The sequence below is a fragment of the Serinibacter arcticus genome, assembly GCF_003121705.1.
Classification (GTDB): Bacteria; Actinomycetota; Actinomycetes; order Actinomycetales; family Beutenbergiaceae; genus Litorihabitans.
On sequence record NZ_PYHR01000002.1, the window covers coordinates 1,121,901 to 1,136,680 of the forward strand.

Consider the following 14,780-nt stretch of genomic DNA (forward strand, 5'->3'; position numbering starts at 1 on the left):
CCGTTGTCCCTGCACTCCCTCCTCGCCACCGCGCGCGAGGACATCGCCGCTGCGCGCCGCCACGACCCGGCGGCGCGCAGCGCGCTCGAGGTCGCCCTGCTCTACCCGGGGGTGCACGCTGTGTGGGCCCACCGCCTGGCCCACCGCCTGTGGGTGACCTCTCCCCTGCTCCACCCCGCCGGCCGCGCCGTCTCGCAGCTCGCCCGTTTCGCGACGGGCATCGAGATCCACCCCGGCGCGAGCATCGGTCCGCGCCTGTTCATCGACCACGGCATGGGTGTCGTCATCGGTGAGACGGCGGTGCTCGGCGCCGACGTCATGCTCTACCACGGCTCCACGCTGGGGGGCCGGTCGCTCAGCCGCGGCAAGCGTCACCCCACGCTGGGCGACCGCGTCACCGTGGGGGCCGGCGCCAAGGTGCTCGGCGCCATCACGATCGGCGACGACGCCTCGATCGGCGCCAACGCCGTCGTGGTCAAGGATGTGCCCGCGGGCGCCGTCGCGATCGGTGTTCCCGCGCAGATTCGAGTCCCCCACGTCCCTCCGCGTGACCGTCTCCCGGTCGAGGACCCCTCCGAGCTGATCGAGTACGTGATCTAGAGGATCTCGTCCAGGACGACCGGGACCAGCAGGTCCGTGCGCATCGTCGCGGGGTCGGCCTCGGGCGACGGCTCGGTCACGTAGACCTCGGCCCAGTGTCCGCTCGGCCGTGCTCCGCCCTCCTTGACGTCCTCCAGCAGCCTCTCCCACGCCGCGCCGAGGCCGTCGTAGGAGCCGACGTGCGAGACGGCCGCGTAGGAGCCCCCGACCAGGTGGTCGTGGACGATCTGGAGATCGCCCTCGTCGTGGCTCGCCTCCAGCGGCTCCGCCACCGGGAACCCGATCGCGACGTCGAGCGCGGCCTCGGGGTCGCCCGCGTACACGGCGATCGCCGGGCCTGCGGGAGTGATCAGGCCCGCGGCGATGGCGGCACCGAGGGCTCCGTAGCTGGCGTCGAAGACCGACCTGAGGTCGCCCGTCGTCACGCCGTGGTGCTTCACGACGGCGAGCGGGACGTCCGGCAGGGTCAGCCAGTCGACCGTGCTCAGCGGTTCGGTGGGGAGGGGCAGGGACATCGTCGTCTCCTTCGACTCGTCTCGTGCGGGACCCGTCCACCCTCCCACGACCCCCGGTCGGCGAGCGAGCCTCCCCGCGGGAATCTCGCTCGGGCGGCGCTCAGCGCAGCCGCTGGCAGCGCGCGCACCAGTACACGCGCCGGCCGGCGAGGTCGGCCACCTGCACGCGCGTGCCGCACCGCAGACAGGCGCGGCCGTCCCGGTGGTAGACGTACCAGGCGTCGTCGGCGGACTCGCGGTCGGCCGGCTCGGTCGTCACGATCCGGCCGGTCCGGACGCCGTCGGCCATCAGCACGACGGCGTCGCGCCAGATCGCCCGCACGGTGCGGGCGGCGAGCGAGGTGCCCGGGCGGTGCGGGTGCACGCGGGCGCGGTACAGCAGCTCGGCCCGGTAGATGTTGCCGACGCCGGCGAGCACCGTCTGGTCCATCAGCTGCACCCCCATCCCGACCCGGGAACCGCGCACCGCCGCGACGAAGCGCTCCTCGCCCTCGCCGTCCGGATCCGGGCGGAGGGGGTCGGGCCCGAGCCGGTCCACGACGGCGCGGCGCGCGACGTCGTCGAGCACCTCGCACCGCGTCGGCCCGGTGAGGTCCGCGACGCCGTGGTCGCCGATCAGTCGCACGCGCACCTGCCCGCGGGGCTCCGGGGGCTCCCAGCCGTGGTCGTCGGCTCCTCGGTCGGCCACCCGGTCGGCCTCGGCCCGGTCCGCCGCGTCAGGCCGGACGGGGACCTCGACCTCCGAGACCCGGACGCGCGGCGCCCCGATGGCGTGCGGTCCGGCGAAGGCCGCGTCACCGGCGAAGGTCCACGCGCCGTACAGCCCGAGGTGGACGTGCAGCCAGCGGAGGTCGGCCTCGCCCGAGACCTCGCTCCCGGCCGGGCGGACGCCCAGGAAGAGGTGCTTGCCCCAGGCGTCGCTCACCTCCAGCCTGCCGCCGTCCAGGAGCGCGGCGCCGTCGGCGAACCGCCCCTGCGGTGAGGTCACGGTGAGCCGTTGACCCCCGAAGCCGTCGGCGAAGGCCTCGGCGAGGCGGCGGACGGAGTGGCCCTCAGGCACGGGTGGCCTCCTGGTCGTCGGAAGTGGCGTCGTCGGAAGGGAGGTCGTCGAGAAGGGGCGCCGCCGGCACCGGCAGCGCGAACGCGTGCAGCGCCTGCGCGAGGTCGACCCGGTCCCCGCGCAGCGGGACGTGCTCGGCCCGCAGCCGTGTCAGGGCTCGGCTGCTGACCCGGTCGGCCGGTGCGCCGGAGGCCGTCACCACGCGCCACCACGGCACCTGGTCGCCGTGCAGCGCCATGATGCGCCCGACCTGCCGCGCGGTCCCCCGGCCGCAGCGCACCCGGGCCTCGACGGCGATCCGGCCGTACGTGCTGACGCTCCCCGCGGGGATCTCGGCCGCGAGATCGAGCACGCACTCGACGACGTCGTCCAGCTCCACCTCGCCCTCGGCGGGCGTGGGCGGGTCGCCGCCGTCGTCGCGGGCTGCTGCGCTCATCACCCCATGATGCCCCGACGTAGGATCGATTCCCGTGAGCAGCACCCAGCCCGCCCCCGGCCCCGTCGAGCCCGCCCACTCCTGCGAGCACTGCTCCGCCGGTGGTGGCGCGGCGACCGACCCCGCCGAGCGAGCCCGCGAGCACATCGCGATCGCGCGGCGCCGCGTCGTCCCCCGCTGCCTGCTCGGGGCGCTCGGGCTGGGCGTCTCCCTCGTCCTCGGGGCCCGCGCCGACCAGCCGCTCGCCGCGCTGGCTCTTGTCTTCGTCGTCGCGGCGCTGGCGTGGCTCGGCGCCGCCTGGGCCGGTGTCGTGATGGGAGCGGCCGTCGGGGCGCGGCGCGGACCGTGGGCCCGCCTGGCCCTGGGCCAGGTGCTCGCCGCCGGCCTGGCGCCGGTCACCGCCCTGCTGATCGCCCTCGCGATGGGGCTCGCCTCGCTGCCCGACGGCGCCGGCGTCGCCTCACCGCTCGCGGCGTCGGACCAGCTCCGGGACGCGCTGCCGTACGGCGTCGCGGCCGCGGCCGGCTGGTTCCTCGCGTCCGCCGTCGCCGAGGTGGTCAAGCTGCGGGCGATGACCGCCGCCGTCGGCCGTCAGGACCCGACCGGCCTCCAGGCCCGCGCCGAGGCGCACCACCTGACCACCCCCGCGCTGCAGCGCGTCGAGCTCGTGGCGCTCGCCGTCGCGCTGGGCTACGGCGCCGTGCTGCTCGTGCTCGTCGTCCTCCCGTGGGCGGCGGTCGTGCTGGCACCGCTGGCCGCCGCCGGCGCCGCCCTGCTCGCGCTGCGCTCGAGCGACGGCGCCCCGGCGTCGACGCCTGCCACGGCCGCGGCGACCGACGCGGGTCAGCGCGACTCGTAGGCGGCGACCTCGTCGATCCGACGGGCGTGCCGCGGGTCCCCCGAGAACGGCTCGGCGACGAACGCGTCGACGAACGCCGTGGCCTCCTCGAGGGTGTGCTGACGGGCGCCGATCGCGATGACGTTCGCGTCGTTGTGCTGACGGCCCAGCTGGGCGGTGGCGAGGTTCCAGACCAGCGCCGCGCGGACGCCGCGCACCTTGTTGGCGGCGATCTGCTCGCCGTTGCCGCTGCCGCCGATGACGATGCCCAGCGTCCCTCCCCCGGCCTCGTTCTCGGCGACCACGGCCTCACCGGCCGCGATGCAGAAGGACGGGTAGTCGTCGAGCGCGTCGTAGACGAGAGCGCCGTGGTTCACGACGTCGTGACCGGCGGCCGTGAGGTGCTCGATGAGCGCCTCCTTGAGCTCGAACCCGGCGTGGTCGGAGGCGATGTGGATGCGCATCCGCCCATCGTGGCACGCGCGCGTGCCCACGTCGCGTCCCGCCCGGCTGGCGGGCGGAACGTGGACGCGAGCGGCGGTCAGAGGTCGATCGCGACCGTGGTCGAGCGCGAGGACGCCACGAACCCGGAACGCTCGTAGAGCCCGAGCGCCCCGGTCGGACTGGCCGTGTCGACGTCGAGCACCACCCGCTCCAGGCCGGCCCCGGCGGTCGCACGGAGCACCGCCTGCAGGATCGCCGGGGCGATGCCTCGGCCGCGGGCCTCGCGCACGACCCCGAGCACACCGATGTAGCTGCTCGTGTACCCCTGGACCTCGAAGTCCTCGGGCGTGACGGTGCACAGCGCGAAGCCGAGGATCCGCCCCTCGCCGTCGACCGCCAGCTGGGAGAGGTCGGGCCGGAAGTACGTGCCGCCGACGAACTGCTGCCAGCGCTCGGGCTGGGAGGGCTGGCTCCCCCAGTGGTCACGGAAGGAGTCGTTGCGGGCGACGCGCGCGTCCTCGGCCCGGTCGGCCGAGTAGGCCACGATCGCCACGCCGTCGGGCACCGGGACGTCCTGGACCGGGGCGGCCAGGTCCCGGTCCATCGAGGTGAACCACCGGCGGACGGTCAGTCCGGCGCGCTCCGCCAGCGCGAGGCCGGTGGTGTTGCGCTCGTCGAGCGAGACCTGGAGCCACGCCGGCAGCTGCTCGGGACAGGTGGCGAGCAGCTGCTGCCCGCGCGCCAGCTGCCAGGCGAGGAGCACCCGGCCGAGGCCGCGCCCGCGGAACGCCGGGACGACCCCACCGGTGAGGTAGACCTGGACCCGGGTCGCGCGCCCGGGTGAGAGGTCGGTCAACCCCCAGGCCACGACGTCGCCGTCGGCCCCCAGCGCGAGGATCGTGTCGCTGGCGAGGTCGACGTGCGAGCTGGAGAGCTCGTCGACGACGTCCTCCAGCGGCGTCGTCCAGTCGGGGTGGTCGACGGCGTCCATGGCCTTCTGGGCGCGGGTGATCGCAGGGGCGTCCTCGAGGGTCGCGGCGCGCCACCGCACGACGTCGGGGTGGTTCAGGACGGGGAGATCGACGGCGGCGACGCGGTCGCGGACGGCGGGGAGCGTGGACATGCGCCCATCGTAGGAAGGCACCGGCCGCCTCCCGCCAGGCTTTTTGCGCAGCCCACCTCCCGGGGCCCAGCCCGTAGCATCGTGGGGGTGACAACGCCTTCCCAGCCCACGCCCGTGTCCGCCCCGCACCATCTCGCAGCCGCCGGGGGCGATCCCGCCGTCCGGCCGCAGGACGACCTCTTCCGCCACGTGAACGGCGGTTGGCTGCGGGAGCACGTCATCCCCGCCGACCGCGCCAGGGACGGGGAGTTCCACCGCCTCCGCGACGAGGCCGAGCTCCAGGTCCGCGCCATCGTGGACGACGCCGTCGCCGACCCGACCTCGGGTCCCGTGCCCGAGGAGACGGCCAAGGTCGCCACCCTGTACGCCGCCTTCATGGACGAGGACGCGATCGAGGCCGCCGGTCTCGAGCCGCTGCGCGCCGACCTCGACCTCGTGACCGGTGCCGCCGACCGCGCCGCGCTGGCAGGCGTCATGGGCGCGCTCCAGCGCACCGGCGTCGGGGGCGCCTTCGGCCTCTACGTCGACACCGACTCCGACGACCCCACCGCCTACGCGCTCCACCTCCTCCAGTCCGGCCTCGGCCTTCCGGACGAGGCCTACTACCGCGAGGAGCAGCACGCCGCCACGCTCGCCGCCTACGAGGCGTTCGTCGCCCGGCAGCTCGCGCTCGCGACCGGCCGGAGCAGCGACGAGGCGGCCGAGGCGGCCGCCGTCGTCGTCGCCCTCGAGACCCGGCTCGCCGCCGGCCACTGGGACCGCGTGCGCGACCGCGACGCGGTCGCCACCCACAACCCGACGACGCACACCGAGCTCGCCACGCTTCTGGCGGGGTTCGACCTGGCCGCCTGGTTCGCCGGCATCGGGATCACCGACGCGATGCTCGAGCGCATCGACGTCCGCGAGCCCGACTACCTCACCGCCTTCGCGGCGGCGTGGGGCGAGGTCGACCTCGAGGAGTGGCGGACCTGGCTGACGTGGCGCGTGGTCCGCTCGCGGGCGCCGTACCTGACCCGGGCCGTCGTCGCCGAGAACTTCGACTTCTACGGGCGCACGCTGACGGGTGCGCAGGAGATGCGCGAGCGCTGGAAGCGCGGCGTCGGGCTGGTCGAGGGGGCCCTGGGCGACGCGCTCGCCCGCCTGTACGTCGACCGCCACTTCCCGGCCGAGAACAAGGAGCGGATGGACGAGCTCGTCGCCACGCTCACGGAGGCCTATCGACGCTCGATCGCCGACCTGGAGTGGATGGGCGCCGACACCCGCGCCCGCGCCCTGGAGAAGCTCGCCGCGTTCACGCCCAAGATCGGCTACCCGGTGCGCTGGCTCGACTACTCCTCGCTCGTCATCACGAGCGACGTCGTGGAGAGCGTGCGCGTCACGAGCGCGCACGAGACGGACCGCGAGCTGCGCAAGCTGGGCGGCCCCGTGGATCGCGACGAGTGGTTCATGACGCCCCAGACGGTCAACGCCTACTACAACCCGGGCATGAACGAGATCGTCTTCCCCGCCGCGATCCTGCAGCCGCCGTTCTTCTCCCCCGACGCCTCCGACGCCGCGAACTACGGCGGCATCGGCGCGGTCATCGGCCACGAGATCGGCCACGGCTTCGACGACCAGGGCAGCCGGTACGACGGCGCCGGTCGCCTCACCGACTGGTGGACCGAGCAGGACCGCACCGAGTTCGAGGCCCGCACGAGCGCGCTGGTGGCGCAGTACGACGCGCTCTCCCCCGCCCAGCTCGGCGGCTCCCACCACGTCAACGGCGCGCTCACGATCGGTGAGAACATCGGTGACCTCGGCGGGCTCGGCATCGCGATCAAGGCGTACCGGATCGCGCTGGCCGCCGCGGCGCCCGACGGCGTGGTGGACCCCGAGGTCGAGCGCGCCGGGCTGCGCGAGCTCTTCCACACGTGGGGCCTCATCTGGCGGACGAAGTCGCGCGACGAGGAGTCGATCCGGCTGCTGTCGGTCGACCCCCACTCCCCCGAGGAGTTCCGCGCGAACGCCGTCGTGCGCAACGTCGACGAGTTCGCCGACGTGTTCGACGTCAAGCCCGGTGACGCCCTGTGGCTCGACCCGGCGGAGCGCGTCCGCATCTGGTGATCACGCCCTGACGCACGCACGGGCGCCCCGGTGCGCAGCTGGAGGATCCAGCCCCGCACCGGGGCGCTCGTGCGTCGCCGGTGGTGCGCCCGGTCAGGCCAGGCGGCCGGGCCCGTAGCTCGTGAAGGCCGCGCGGGCCAGCGTGAAGCCGGTGCCGTCCGCGCGCGAGAAGCACTCGACCCCGCGCTCGCTCGACGTGCACGCCCAGGCACCGATCGTCGTCGACGTGCCGTACTCCAGGACGGGGACACCGTCACCCGCCGCCTGCGCGGCGGCGTCGGGGCACGGCATGGTGACGCCGTCGATCCCCAGCACGGCCACCTGGCCGCGCCACTCGCACGCGTCGCCCGGGGGCGGGGCGAACTCGGCGTTCGCGATCGAGCAGGTCACGCCCGCCTCGTCCAGCGAGCAGGTGATGTTGCGGCTCGGCAGGGTGAACTCCGCCAGGTCGAGCGCCCCCTCGGGGGCGGGCGCCAGCTCGGGCGTGGTCTCCTCCGGGGACGGGGCCGTCTCCGTCGCCGCATCGGTCCCGCTCGTCGCCGGGGGCGCGCTCGTCGCGGTGTCCGTGGCGACCGGCTCCTCGTCGCCGCCGGGGCGTCGCCGGCCGCCACCATGATCGTCACGACCAGCGCGACGAGCAGCACCGCGTTGAGCACCGCCAGGCCGATGATCCAGCCGCGTGTCCTCGGCGTCATCCTCGTCCCCTCGTCAGTCGAGGATCGGCCCGGACGTCCGGGTCCGCTTGAGCTCGTAGAGACCGTCGACCGAGGTCAGGAGCACCAGGCCGTCGAACAGGCGCAGCGCGTCCTCGCCCTTCGGTGCAGGGGTGACGACCGGGCCGAAGTAGCCGCGCCCGTTGATCGCCACGACCGGCGTGCCGACGTCCTCGCCGACCATGCCGATGCCCTCGGCGTGGGAGGCGCGAAGCTTCTCGTCGAACGCGTCGCTGTCGGCCGCCTCGGCCAGGTCGGCCTCGAGACCGACGTCGGCGAGCGCACCGGCGATCGCGGCCGGGTACTCCTCCTCGCCGAGGTGGATCCGCGTGCCGAGGGCGGTGTAGAGATCACCGAGAACGGCGTCGCCGTGGCGCTCGGCCGCGGCGATGGCGACGCGGACGGGGCCCCACGCGCGGTCCATCATGGTGCGGTAGCTCTCGGGCAGGTCGCGGCCGTCGTTGAGGACGGACAGCGACATCACGTGCCAGCGGACCGTGACGTCGCGCTGCTGCGCGACGTCGGTGATCCAGCGCGACGTCATCCAGGCCCACGGGCAGATCGGGTCGAACCAGAAGTCGACCTCGGGAGCGGTGCTCGTCGTCACGCCTGCAGTCATGAGTCCTCCTGGACCGTCGTCATTCGCGCCGGAACGGCGCGCTGTCAGTGCACCACCCTCCCACGCCCGCAGGGAGAGGAGATCTCTCCGCAGCGGGTCAGGCGAGGGTGCCCGTCATGCGGCCGTCCGGGTCCAGGCGCCCCAGGACCGCCTCGCTGATCTCGGCGACCTGGGTGATCTGCTCGGGCGTGAGGGCGTCGATGACGCTGGCGCGCGCCGTCGCGACGTGGCCGGGAGCCGCCTCCACGACGGCGTCCCAGCCGGCGTCGGTGAGCGCGACGTTGGTGGCCCGACCGTCCTGCGGGCAGGCCCGGCGCTCGACCAGTCCGCGGTCGGCGAGCCGCGTGATCACGTGCGAGAGCCGCGGGAGCGTGGCGTTGGTCCGGTCCGCGAGCGCCGACATCTGCAGCGTGCGGTCACCGGACTCCGACAGCATCGCGAGCGTCTGGTACTCGAAGTGCGTGAAGGAGGAGTCCCGCCGCAGCTGCGAGTCCAGCACCCCGGGCAGCAGCTCGACGACAGCGAGCAGGCGCAGCCAGGCGCGCAGCTCGTCCTCGGACAGCCAGCGGGGGGTGGGGGTGGTCATGGCGTCAGGCTCCTCTTTGGTTGACTCAACAACTATAGCGCTCTAAATTGATTGAAGCGACAACTACCTCCTACGGACGGACCTCATGGACCTGCTCGCCCCCGACACCCACATGGACACGCTCACCCTGCACGTGGGCGACCTCGCGCTGATGGAGTCCTACTACGCGAGCGCCCTGGCCCTCGTACCGCTCGTCCAGAGCGGGCACGAGGTGGTCCTCGGGCGGGGCGGTCGAGGCGTCGTCCGGCTGGTCCACACCCCCGGACTCCCCCGGCCGTCGCGGTCGCAGGCGGGCCTGTTCCACACCGCGATGCTGCTGCCCGACGAGGCGACGCTCGCCGCGACCGTGCTCGCGGCGGCGCAGGACCCCCGATCGCGCTTCGTCGGCAGCTCCGACCACCACGTCTCGGAGGCCTTCTACTTCACCGACCCGGAGGGCAACGGCATCGAGCTCTACCGCGACCGGCCGCGGTTGGGCTGGCTCGGGCCCGACGGCCGCATCTCCATGTCGACGGAGCACCTCGACCCGAACGCCTACCTGACCACCCACCTGCAGGAGTCCGTCGTCGCGGGGATCACCGGCAGCGAGGCCGCCGTGGGCCACATCCACCTGCAGGTCGGTGACCTCGACGTCGCGGAGCGCTTCTTCGTCGACGCGCTCGGCTTCGAGATCACGACGCGCTACCCGGGCGCCCTGTTCGTCAGCGCCGGCGGCTACCACCACCACATGGCGATGAACGTCTGGAACTCCGCGGGGGCGCCGGCGCGGGCCGCCACGCTGGGGCTCGGCGAGGTCGCCATCACGGTGCCGAGCCGCGAGGACGTCGAGGCCGCGGCCGAGCGGCTGCGGCACCACGGCCACGAGGTCGCCGACGACGGGCGCACGCTGCGCGTCGCCGACCCGTGGGGCTCGTCCGTCGCGCTCACGCCGGCCGCGGCTGCCTAGTCTGGAGCGATGACCCCCCTCGCCGTCGACGACTCCGCCACGTTCCGCCGACCCGGCGCCGACCCGGACGCCCCGCTGCTGCTCGTGCTGCACGGGTACGGCGCGAGCGAGGGCGACCTGCTCGCCCTGCTGCCGCACCTCGGGCACGACGGCGACGCGGCCTTCCTGCGCGCGCCGCTCGCCCTCGGGCCCGGGCAGTGGGCGTGGTTCCCCATCACCACGATCGGCAGCCCGGACGTCACCGCCGTCCAGGCCGCGGCCGAGGCCGTGCTCGCGTGGCTGGCCGAGCACGCGGACGGACGCGACGTCGTCGCCCTCGGCTTCAGCCAGGGCTCGACCGTGGCGCTCCAGGTCGCGCGGACCGAACCCGGACGGCTGGCCGCCCTCGTGGTGCTGTCGGGCTTCGTCATGCCGGCGGCGCAGGCCGGGGACGCCGCGCTCGCGGCCCTCGCCCCGCCGGCCTTCTTCGGGCACGGCACCGCCGACGCGATCATCCCGCCGCCGGTGACCGCTCTCACCTCGGACTGGCTCGCGCGCCACACCTCGGTGACGGAGCGGTCGTACCCCGGCCTGCCGCACGGGGTGAGCGGGGAGGAGCTCGTGGACGTGCGGGAGTTCCTGACGGGTCTCGACGCGCGCTGAGAGCACCTCGAGGCACGTCTCTGGCCACGCCTCGGGGGCAGCACGGCGAACCCGAATTCGTGCCGCGACCGGGGCAGGAACGAGCCACGATCGAGGCACCACCGGCACCCGTGCGGGGATGGCTACACTCCCCCGGTGCCGCTCAACGACGCCCAACGACGTGTCCTCGACGCCCTCGACGAGGCCGAGCTCGTCGCCGACCTCGTCGCCTCGATCCAGGTGCCCAGCATCACCGGGACCGCGGCCGAGTCCGACCTCCAGCACCGGCAGGCGACGGCGCTGACGCGCACCGGGATGGACGTAGACCTCTGGCGCATCGACGTCGAGGCCATCCGGGCGGACCCCGCCTTCCCCGGCGACGAGACCGACCGGAGCGAGGCCTACGGCGTCGTCGCCACCACGGGGCCCGGACTGCCGGCGCTGGTGCTGCAGGGGCACGTGGACGTCGTGCCCGTCGGCGACCTCGCCAGGTGGGAGGCGCACGACCCGTTCTCCGGGCGCATCGACGGCGACGTTCTGCACGGCCGCGGCGCGTGCGACATGAAGGCGGGCGTCGCCGTCAACCTCGCCGTCGCCCGCGCGATCCACCGCTCCGGCGTCCGGCTCGAGCGACCCCTCGCCGTTCACACCGTGGTCTCGGAGGAGGACGGCGGGCTGGGCGCCTTCGCGACGCTGCAGCGAGGGCACCGCGGCGACGTCGCCGTCATCACCGAGCCGTCGGAGGGGCGGCTCGTCACCGCCAACGCGGGGGCCCTGACGTTCGAGATCGTCGTGCCCGGCCGGGCCGCGCACGGCAGCTCGCGGCTGTCCGGCTACAGCGCGATCGATGCCTACCTCCCGCTCCACCGCGCGCTGGCCGAGCTGGAGCGCGAGCGCAACGCCGGCTCCGACCCGCGGTTCCGGGGCAACCCCCTGCCCTACGGCATCTCGGTCGGCACCGTCCACGCGGGCGACTGGGCCAGCAGCGTGCCCGACCTGCTGACCGTCACGGGACGCCTCGGCGTCCGGATCGGCGAGGACCCCGCCCACGCGCGCGCCGCCCTCGAGCGAGCTGTTCTCGCGGCCGGCACGCGCGACCCCTGGCTGCGCGACCACCCGGCGGTCGTCACCTGGCCCGGCGGGCAGTTCGCCTCCGGGTGGATCGAGCCCGGTCACGCGTTCATCGCCGAGGTGGCCGACTGCGTCGCCGAGGTCACCGGGGCTCCCCGGCCGGACGAGATGGCTGCGCCCTACGGGTCGGACATGCGTCTGTACAACGGCCTCGGCGGCATCCCGACCCTGACCTACGGCCCCGGGGACGTGCGGTTCGCCCACGCCCCGCGCGAGCAGGTCCGCCTGAGCGAGACCATCGACGTCGCCCGCGCGCTGGCCGCCCTGGCCGCCGCCCGCTGCGGGGCGCACTGACGCCGTCGAACGTCCACGCCGCCGACGGGCGGCGTGGAAGACTGGTCGGCGGCCTGGGACCCGGGCCGAACCCACGCGAAGGAGCACCCGTGCCTGGAGAGAACCTCACCCGCGTCGAGGCGCAGCAGCGCGCCGCCGTCGTCACCACCCACAGCTACGACGTCGAGCTCGACCTGACCCGCGGGGAGAAGGTGTTCGGATCGCGCACCGTCGCGCGGTTCTCCGCCACCCCCGGCGCCTCGACCTTCATCGACCTCATCGCGCCGCAGGTGCACACGGTCACGCTGAACGGGCGCGAGCTCGACGTGCACGCGGTGTTCGCCGACTCCCGCCTCCAGCTCGACGACCTCGCGGCCGAGAACGAGCTCGTCGTCGAGGCGTCCTGCGCCTACATGCACACGGGTGAGGGTCTGCACCGCTTCGTCGACCCCGTCGACGGCGAGGTCTACCTCTACTCGCAGTTCGAGGTCGCCGACACCCGCCGCGTGTTCGCCGTCTTCGAGCAGCCCGACCTCAAGGCGACCTTCGCCTTCACGGTCACGGCCCCCGCCCACTGGCGCGTCATCTCCACCTCCCCCACGCCGGAGCCCGTCGCCGGCGAGGGCGACGTCGCGACCTGGACGTTCGAACCCACCGTGGTCCTGCCCTGCTACGTCACGGCGATCATCGCCGGCCCGTACGCGGGCGGCGAGGGCGAGCTGACCAGCTCCGACGGACGCACGATCCCGCTCGCCGTCTACTGCCGCGCCAGCCTGGCCGAGCACCTGGACGTCGAGGAGATCCTCGACGTCACGCGCCGCGGCTTCGCGTTCTACGAGCAGGCGTTCGACTACCCCTACCCGTACCCCAAGTACGACCAGATCTTCGTGCCCGAGTTCAACGCGGGCGCGATGGAGAACGCCGGCGCGGTGACCTTCCTGGAGAACTACGTCTTCCGGAGCAAGGTCACCGACGCGATGGTCGAGCGCCGCGCCGTCACGATCCTGCACGAGCTCGCCCACATGTGGTTCGGCGACCTGGTGACGATGAGGTGGTGGAACGACCTCTGGCTGAACGAGTCCTTCGCCGAGTACGCCTCGACGCTGGCGACGGCCGAGGCCACGCGCTGGACCTCCGCCTGGACGACGTTCTCCTCGCTCGAGAAGTCCTGGGCGTACAAGCAGGACCAGCTGCCCTCCACGCACCCGATCGTGGCGGAGATCAACGACCTCGAGGACGTCGAGGTCAACTTCGACGGCATCACCTACGCCAAGGGCGCCTCGGTGCTGCGCCAGCTCGTGGCGTGGGTCGGGCAGGAGGAGTTCCTCGCCGGCGTCGCCGCCTACTTCAAGGCGCACGCGCACTCCAACACCGAGCTCGTCGACCTGCTGCGCGAGCTCGAGCGCACCTCCGGCCGCGACCTGTCCGGCTGGAGCGCCCAGTGGTTGGAGAAGGCCGGCGTCACGCTGCTGCGCCCCGACCTGCAGGTCGAGACGGGTGACGACGGCGTGCGCCGCATCGCCTCGCTCGCGATCGCCCAGGAGGCCCCCGAGGCCTGGCCCACGCTGCGGCCGCACCGGCTCGCGGTGGCGGGCTACGACGTCGTCGACGGCACGCTGGTCCGCCGGCTGCACCTCGAGCTCGACGTCGACGGCGCGCGCACCGAGGTGCCGCAGTGGACCGGCGAGGTCGCCCCCGACCTCCTGCTCGTCAACGACGGCGACCTCGCCTACGCGAAGATCCGCCTCGACGACGTCTCGCTCGCCACGGCGCTGTCCTCGCTGCGCGGCTTCACCGACTCCCTCGCCCGCACCCTGGTGTGGGGCGCCGCGTGGGACATGACGCGCGACGGCGAGTGGCCGGCCCGCAGCTTCGTGGACCTCGTGCTGGGCAACATCGACGCCGAGACCGACTCCTCCGTCGTCATGGTGCTGCTGCGCCAGCTCAACCAGACCATCGGCGAGCTCGTGGACCCGGCCGTGCGCGGCCAGGTCGGCGAGCACGCGGCCGATCGGCTGTGGGAGCTCACGACGGCGGCCGCCCCCGGCTCCGACGCGCAGCTGCAGTTCGCCAAGGCGTACGCCCTGCGGGCCCGCACGGCCGAGCAGCTGGACCGCCTGACCGCCCTGCGCGACGGATCGCTGGACGTCGAGGGCCTCGCGATCGACGTCGACCTGCGGTGGGAGCTGCTCACGGCGCTCGTCGCCGGCGGCGCGGCCGGCGAGGCCGAGATCGCCGCCGAGCTGACACGGGACGCGACCGCCAGCGGCGAGCGCGCCGCCGCCGGGGCCCGGGCCGCGATCGCGACGGCCGAGGCCAAGGAGAGGGTGTGGGCGACGGTGGTCGACGCCGACGAGCTCCCGAACGCCCTGCAGATGGCCACGGTGCTCGGGTTCTCCCGCACGCACGACCGGTCGCTGACCGTGCCGTTCGCGGAGCGCTACTTCGCGGCGCTCGAGACCGTGTGGGCGGATCGGACCAACGAGATGGCGCAGAACGTCGTGACGTTCCTGTACCCGTCCTGGCTCGCCGACATCGACACCAGCCACGGCGTCGACGTCGTCGCGCTCACCGACGCGTGGCTCGCCCAGCTCGGGGACCGGACGCCGGCGCTGCGCCGGCTCGTGATCGAGGCCGCCGACGGCGTGCGCCGCGCGCTGGAGGTGCAGCAGGTCGACCGCGACCACGGCTGAGCAGCGGTTCCGATCGCACGGGCGGCGTCCTCCGGGGCGCCGCCCGTGCGGCGTTCGGGGGTGGTCGGGGCGGTGGTCG

At 74.1% G+C, this 14,780-nt stretch carries 15 protein-coding genes; 7 read left to right on the forward strand and 8 right to left on the reverse strand.

Annotation, left to right across the window (positions count from 1 at the left end):
• The first annotated feature begins 3 nt into the window (after positions 1 to 3).
• Positions 4 to 600 (forward strand): serine O-acetyltransferase EpsC, encoded by a 597-nt coding sequence (epsC, locus tag C8046_RS05105; RefSeq protein ID WP_199224394.1) that lies wholly within the window; start codon positions 4 to 6, stop codon positions 598 to 600.
• Here the strand turns inward: epsC and C8046_RS05110 are convergent.
• From C8046_RS05110 to C8046_RS05120, 3 genes are all read right to left on the reverse strand, one after another.
• A complete protein-coding gene (locus C8046_RS05110) occupies positions 597 to 1,115 on the reverse strand; it encodes a GyrI-like domain-containing protein (RefSeq protein WP_109228520.1) in 519 nt (172 codons plus the stop codon). The two genes, epsC and C8046_RS05110, sit on opposite strands and share 4 nt — an antisense overlap.
• A 100-nt stretch (positions 1,116 to 1,215) precedes the next feature.
• Entirely contained in the window at positions 1,216 to 2,175 is a 960-nt protein-coding gene (locus C8046_RS05115; RefSeq protein WP_109228521.1) for an Fpg/Nei family DNA glycosylase, read from the reverse strand.
• On the reverse strand, positions 2,168 to 2,611 hold the full coding sequence (locus tag C8046_RS05120; RefSeq protein ID WP_109228522.1) for an MGMT family protein: 444 nt from the start codon (positions 2,609 to 2,611) through the stop codon (positions 2,168 to 2,170). The genes C8046_RS05115 and C8046_RS05120 overlap by 8 nt, the downstream gene beginning before the upstream one ends.
• 34 nt (positions 2,612 to 2,645) lie before the next feature.
• On the opposite strand from C8046_RS05120, the gene C8046_RS05125 reads away from it, so the two are divergent.
• Positions 2,646 to 3,470, forward strand: coding sequence for a hypothetical protein (locus C8046_RS05125; RefSeq protein ID WP_109228523.1), 825 nt, complete (start codon positions 2,646 to 2,648; stop codon positions 3,468 to 3,470).
• On the opposite strand, the gene C8046_RS05130 is transcribed toward C8046_RS05125, so the two are convergent.
• Positions 3,455 to 3,913, reverse strand: coding sequence for a ribose-5-phosphate isomerase (locus C8046_RS05130; protein WP_109228524.1), 459 nt, complete (start codon positions 3,911 to 3,913; stop codon positions 3,455 to 3,457). The genes C8046_RS05125 and C8046_RS05130 overlap by 16 nt on opposite strands.
• 77 nt (positions 3,914 to 3,990) lie before the next feature.
• Positions 3,991 to 5,016 carry a GNAT family N-acetyltransferase gene (locus tag C8046_RS05135; protein WP_158277131.1) on the reverse strand — a complete coding sequence of 342 codons (1,026 nt, stop codon included), beginning with the start codon at positions 5,014 to 5,016 and terminating at the stop codon, positions 3,991 to 3,993.
• A 114-nt stretch (positions 5,017 to 5,130) separates the two neighbouring features.
• On the opposite strand from C8046_RS05135, the gene C8046_RS05140 reads away from it, so the two are divergent.
• The gene (locus C8046_RS05140; RefSeq protein ID WP_109228526.1) at positions 5,131 to 7,119 is read left to right on the forward strand and encodes a M13 family metallopeptidase; all 1,989 of its coding nucleotides are present in this window, start codon (positions 5,131 to 5,133) and stop codon (positions 7,117 to 7,119) included.
• 93 nt (positions 7,120 to 7,212) lie between these two features.
• Here C8046_RS05140 and C8046_RS05145 read toward each other — a convergent pair whose 3' ends face one another.
• The 3 genes from C8046_RS05145 to C8046_RS05155 all read right to left on the reverse strand — a co-directional run bounded on the left by C8046_RS05145 (position 7,213) and on the right by C8046_RS05155 (position 9,037).
• Positions 7,213 to 7,509: a hypothetical protein gene (locus tag C8046_RS05145; protein WP_109228527.1), complete on the reverse strand. Its 297-nt coding sequence runs from the start codon at positions 7,507 to 7,509 to the stop codon at positions 7,213 to 7,215.
• Between the two features lie 318 nt (positions 7,510 to 7,827).
• The gene (locus C8046_RS05150; RefSeq protein WP_109228528.1) at positions 7,828 to 8,451 is read right to left on the reverse strand and encodes a DsbA family protein; all 624 of its coding nucleotides are present in this window, start codon (positions 8,449 to 8,451) and stop codon (positions 7,828 to 7,830) included.
• Between the two features lie 97 nt (positions 8,452 to 8,548).
• On the reverse strand, positions 8,549 to 9,037 hold the full coding sequence (locus C8046_RS05155) for a MarR family winged helix-turn-helix transcriptional regulator (protein ID WP_109228529.1): 489 nt from the start codon (positions 9,035 to 9,037) through the stop codon (positions 8,549 to 8,551).
• A gap of 85 nt (positions 9,038 to 9,122) precedes the next feature.
• Between C8046_RS05155 and C8046_RS05160 the strand changes: the two genes are divergently transcribed.
• From C8046_RS05160 to pepN, 4 genes are all read left to right on the forward strand, one after another.
• Entirely contained in the window at positions 9,123 to 9,983 is an 861-nt protein-coding gene (locus tag C8046_RS05160; protein WP_109228530.1) for a VOC family protein, read from the forward strand.
• A 9-nt stretch (positions 9,984 to 9,992) separates the two neighbouring features.
• Positions 9,993 to 10,625, forward strand: coding sequence for an alpha/beta hydrolase (locus C8046_RS05165; RefSeq protein WP_109228531.1), 633 nt, complete (start codon positions 9,993 to 9,995; stop codon positions 10,623 to 10,625).
• A gap of 135 nt (positions 10,626 to 10,760) precedes the next feature.
• The gene (locus C8046_RS05170; protein WP_109228532.1) at positions 10,761 to 12,029 is read left to right on the forward strand and encodes an ArgE/DapE family deacylase; all 1,269 of its coding nucleotides are present in this window, start codon (positions 10,761 to 10,763) and stop codon (positions 12,027 to 12,029) included.
• An 89-nt stretch (positions 12,030 to 12,118) separates the two neighbouring features.
• The gene (gene pepN, locus C8046_RS05175) at positions 12,119 to 14,701 is read left to right on the forward strand and encodes an aminopeptidase N (RefSeq protein WP_109228533.1); all 2,583 of its coding nucleotides are present in this window, start codon (positions 12,119 to 12,121) and stop codon (positions 14,699 to 14,701) included.
• The last annotated feature ends 79 nt before the right edge of the window (positions 14,702 to 14,780 follow it).

Excerpts from the sequence above, each read along its gene's own strand:
- C8046_RS05110 (WP_109228520.1), bottom strand. The coding sequence starts at position 1,115 with ATGTCCCTGCCCCTCCCCACCGAACCGCTGAGCACGGTCGACTGGCTG.
- C8046_RS05120 (WP_109228522.1), bottom strand. The coding sequence starts at position 2,611 with ATGAGCGCAGCAGCCCGCGACGACGGCGGCGACCCGCCCACGCCCGCC.
- C8046_RS05130 (WP_109228524.1), bottom strand. The coding sequence starts at position 3,913 with ATGCGCATCCACATCGCCTCCGACCACGCCGGGTTCGAGCTCAAGGAG.
- C8046_RS05135 (WP_158277131.1), bottom strand. The coding sequence starts at position 5,016 with ATGTCCACGCTCCCCGCCGTCCGCGACCGCGTCGCCGCCGTCGATCTC.
- C8046_RS05150 (WP_109228528.1), bottom strand. The coding sequence starts at position 8,451 with ATGACTGCAGGCGTGACGACGAGCACCGCTCCCGAGGTCGACTTCTGG.
- C8046_RS05155 (WP_109228529.1), bottom strand. The coding sequence starts at position 9,037 with ATGACCACCCCCACCCCCCGCTGGCTGTCCGAGGACGAGCTGCGCGCC.
- C8046_RS05160 (WP_109228530.1), top strand. The coding sequence starts at position 9,123 with ATGGACCTGCTCGCCCCCGACACCCACATGGACACGCTCACCCTGCAC.
- C8046_RS05165 (WP_109228531.1), top strand. The coding sequence starts at position 9,993 with ATGACCCCCCTCGCCGTCGACGACTCCGCCACGTTCCGCCGACCCGGC.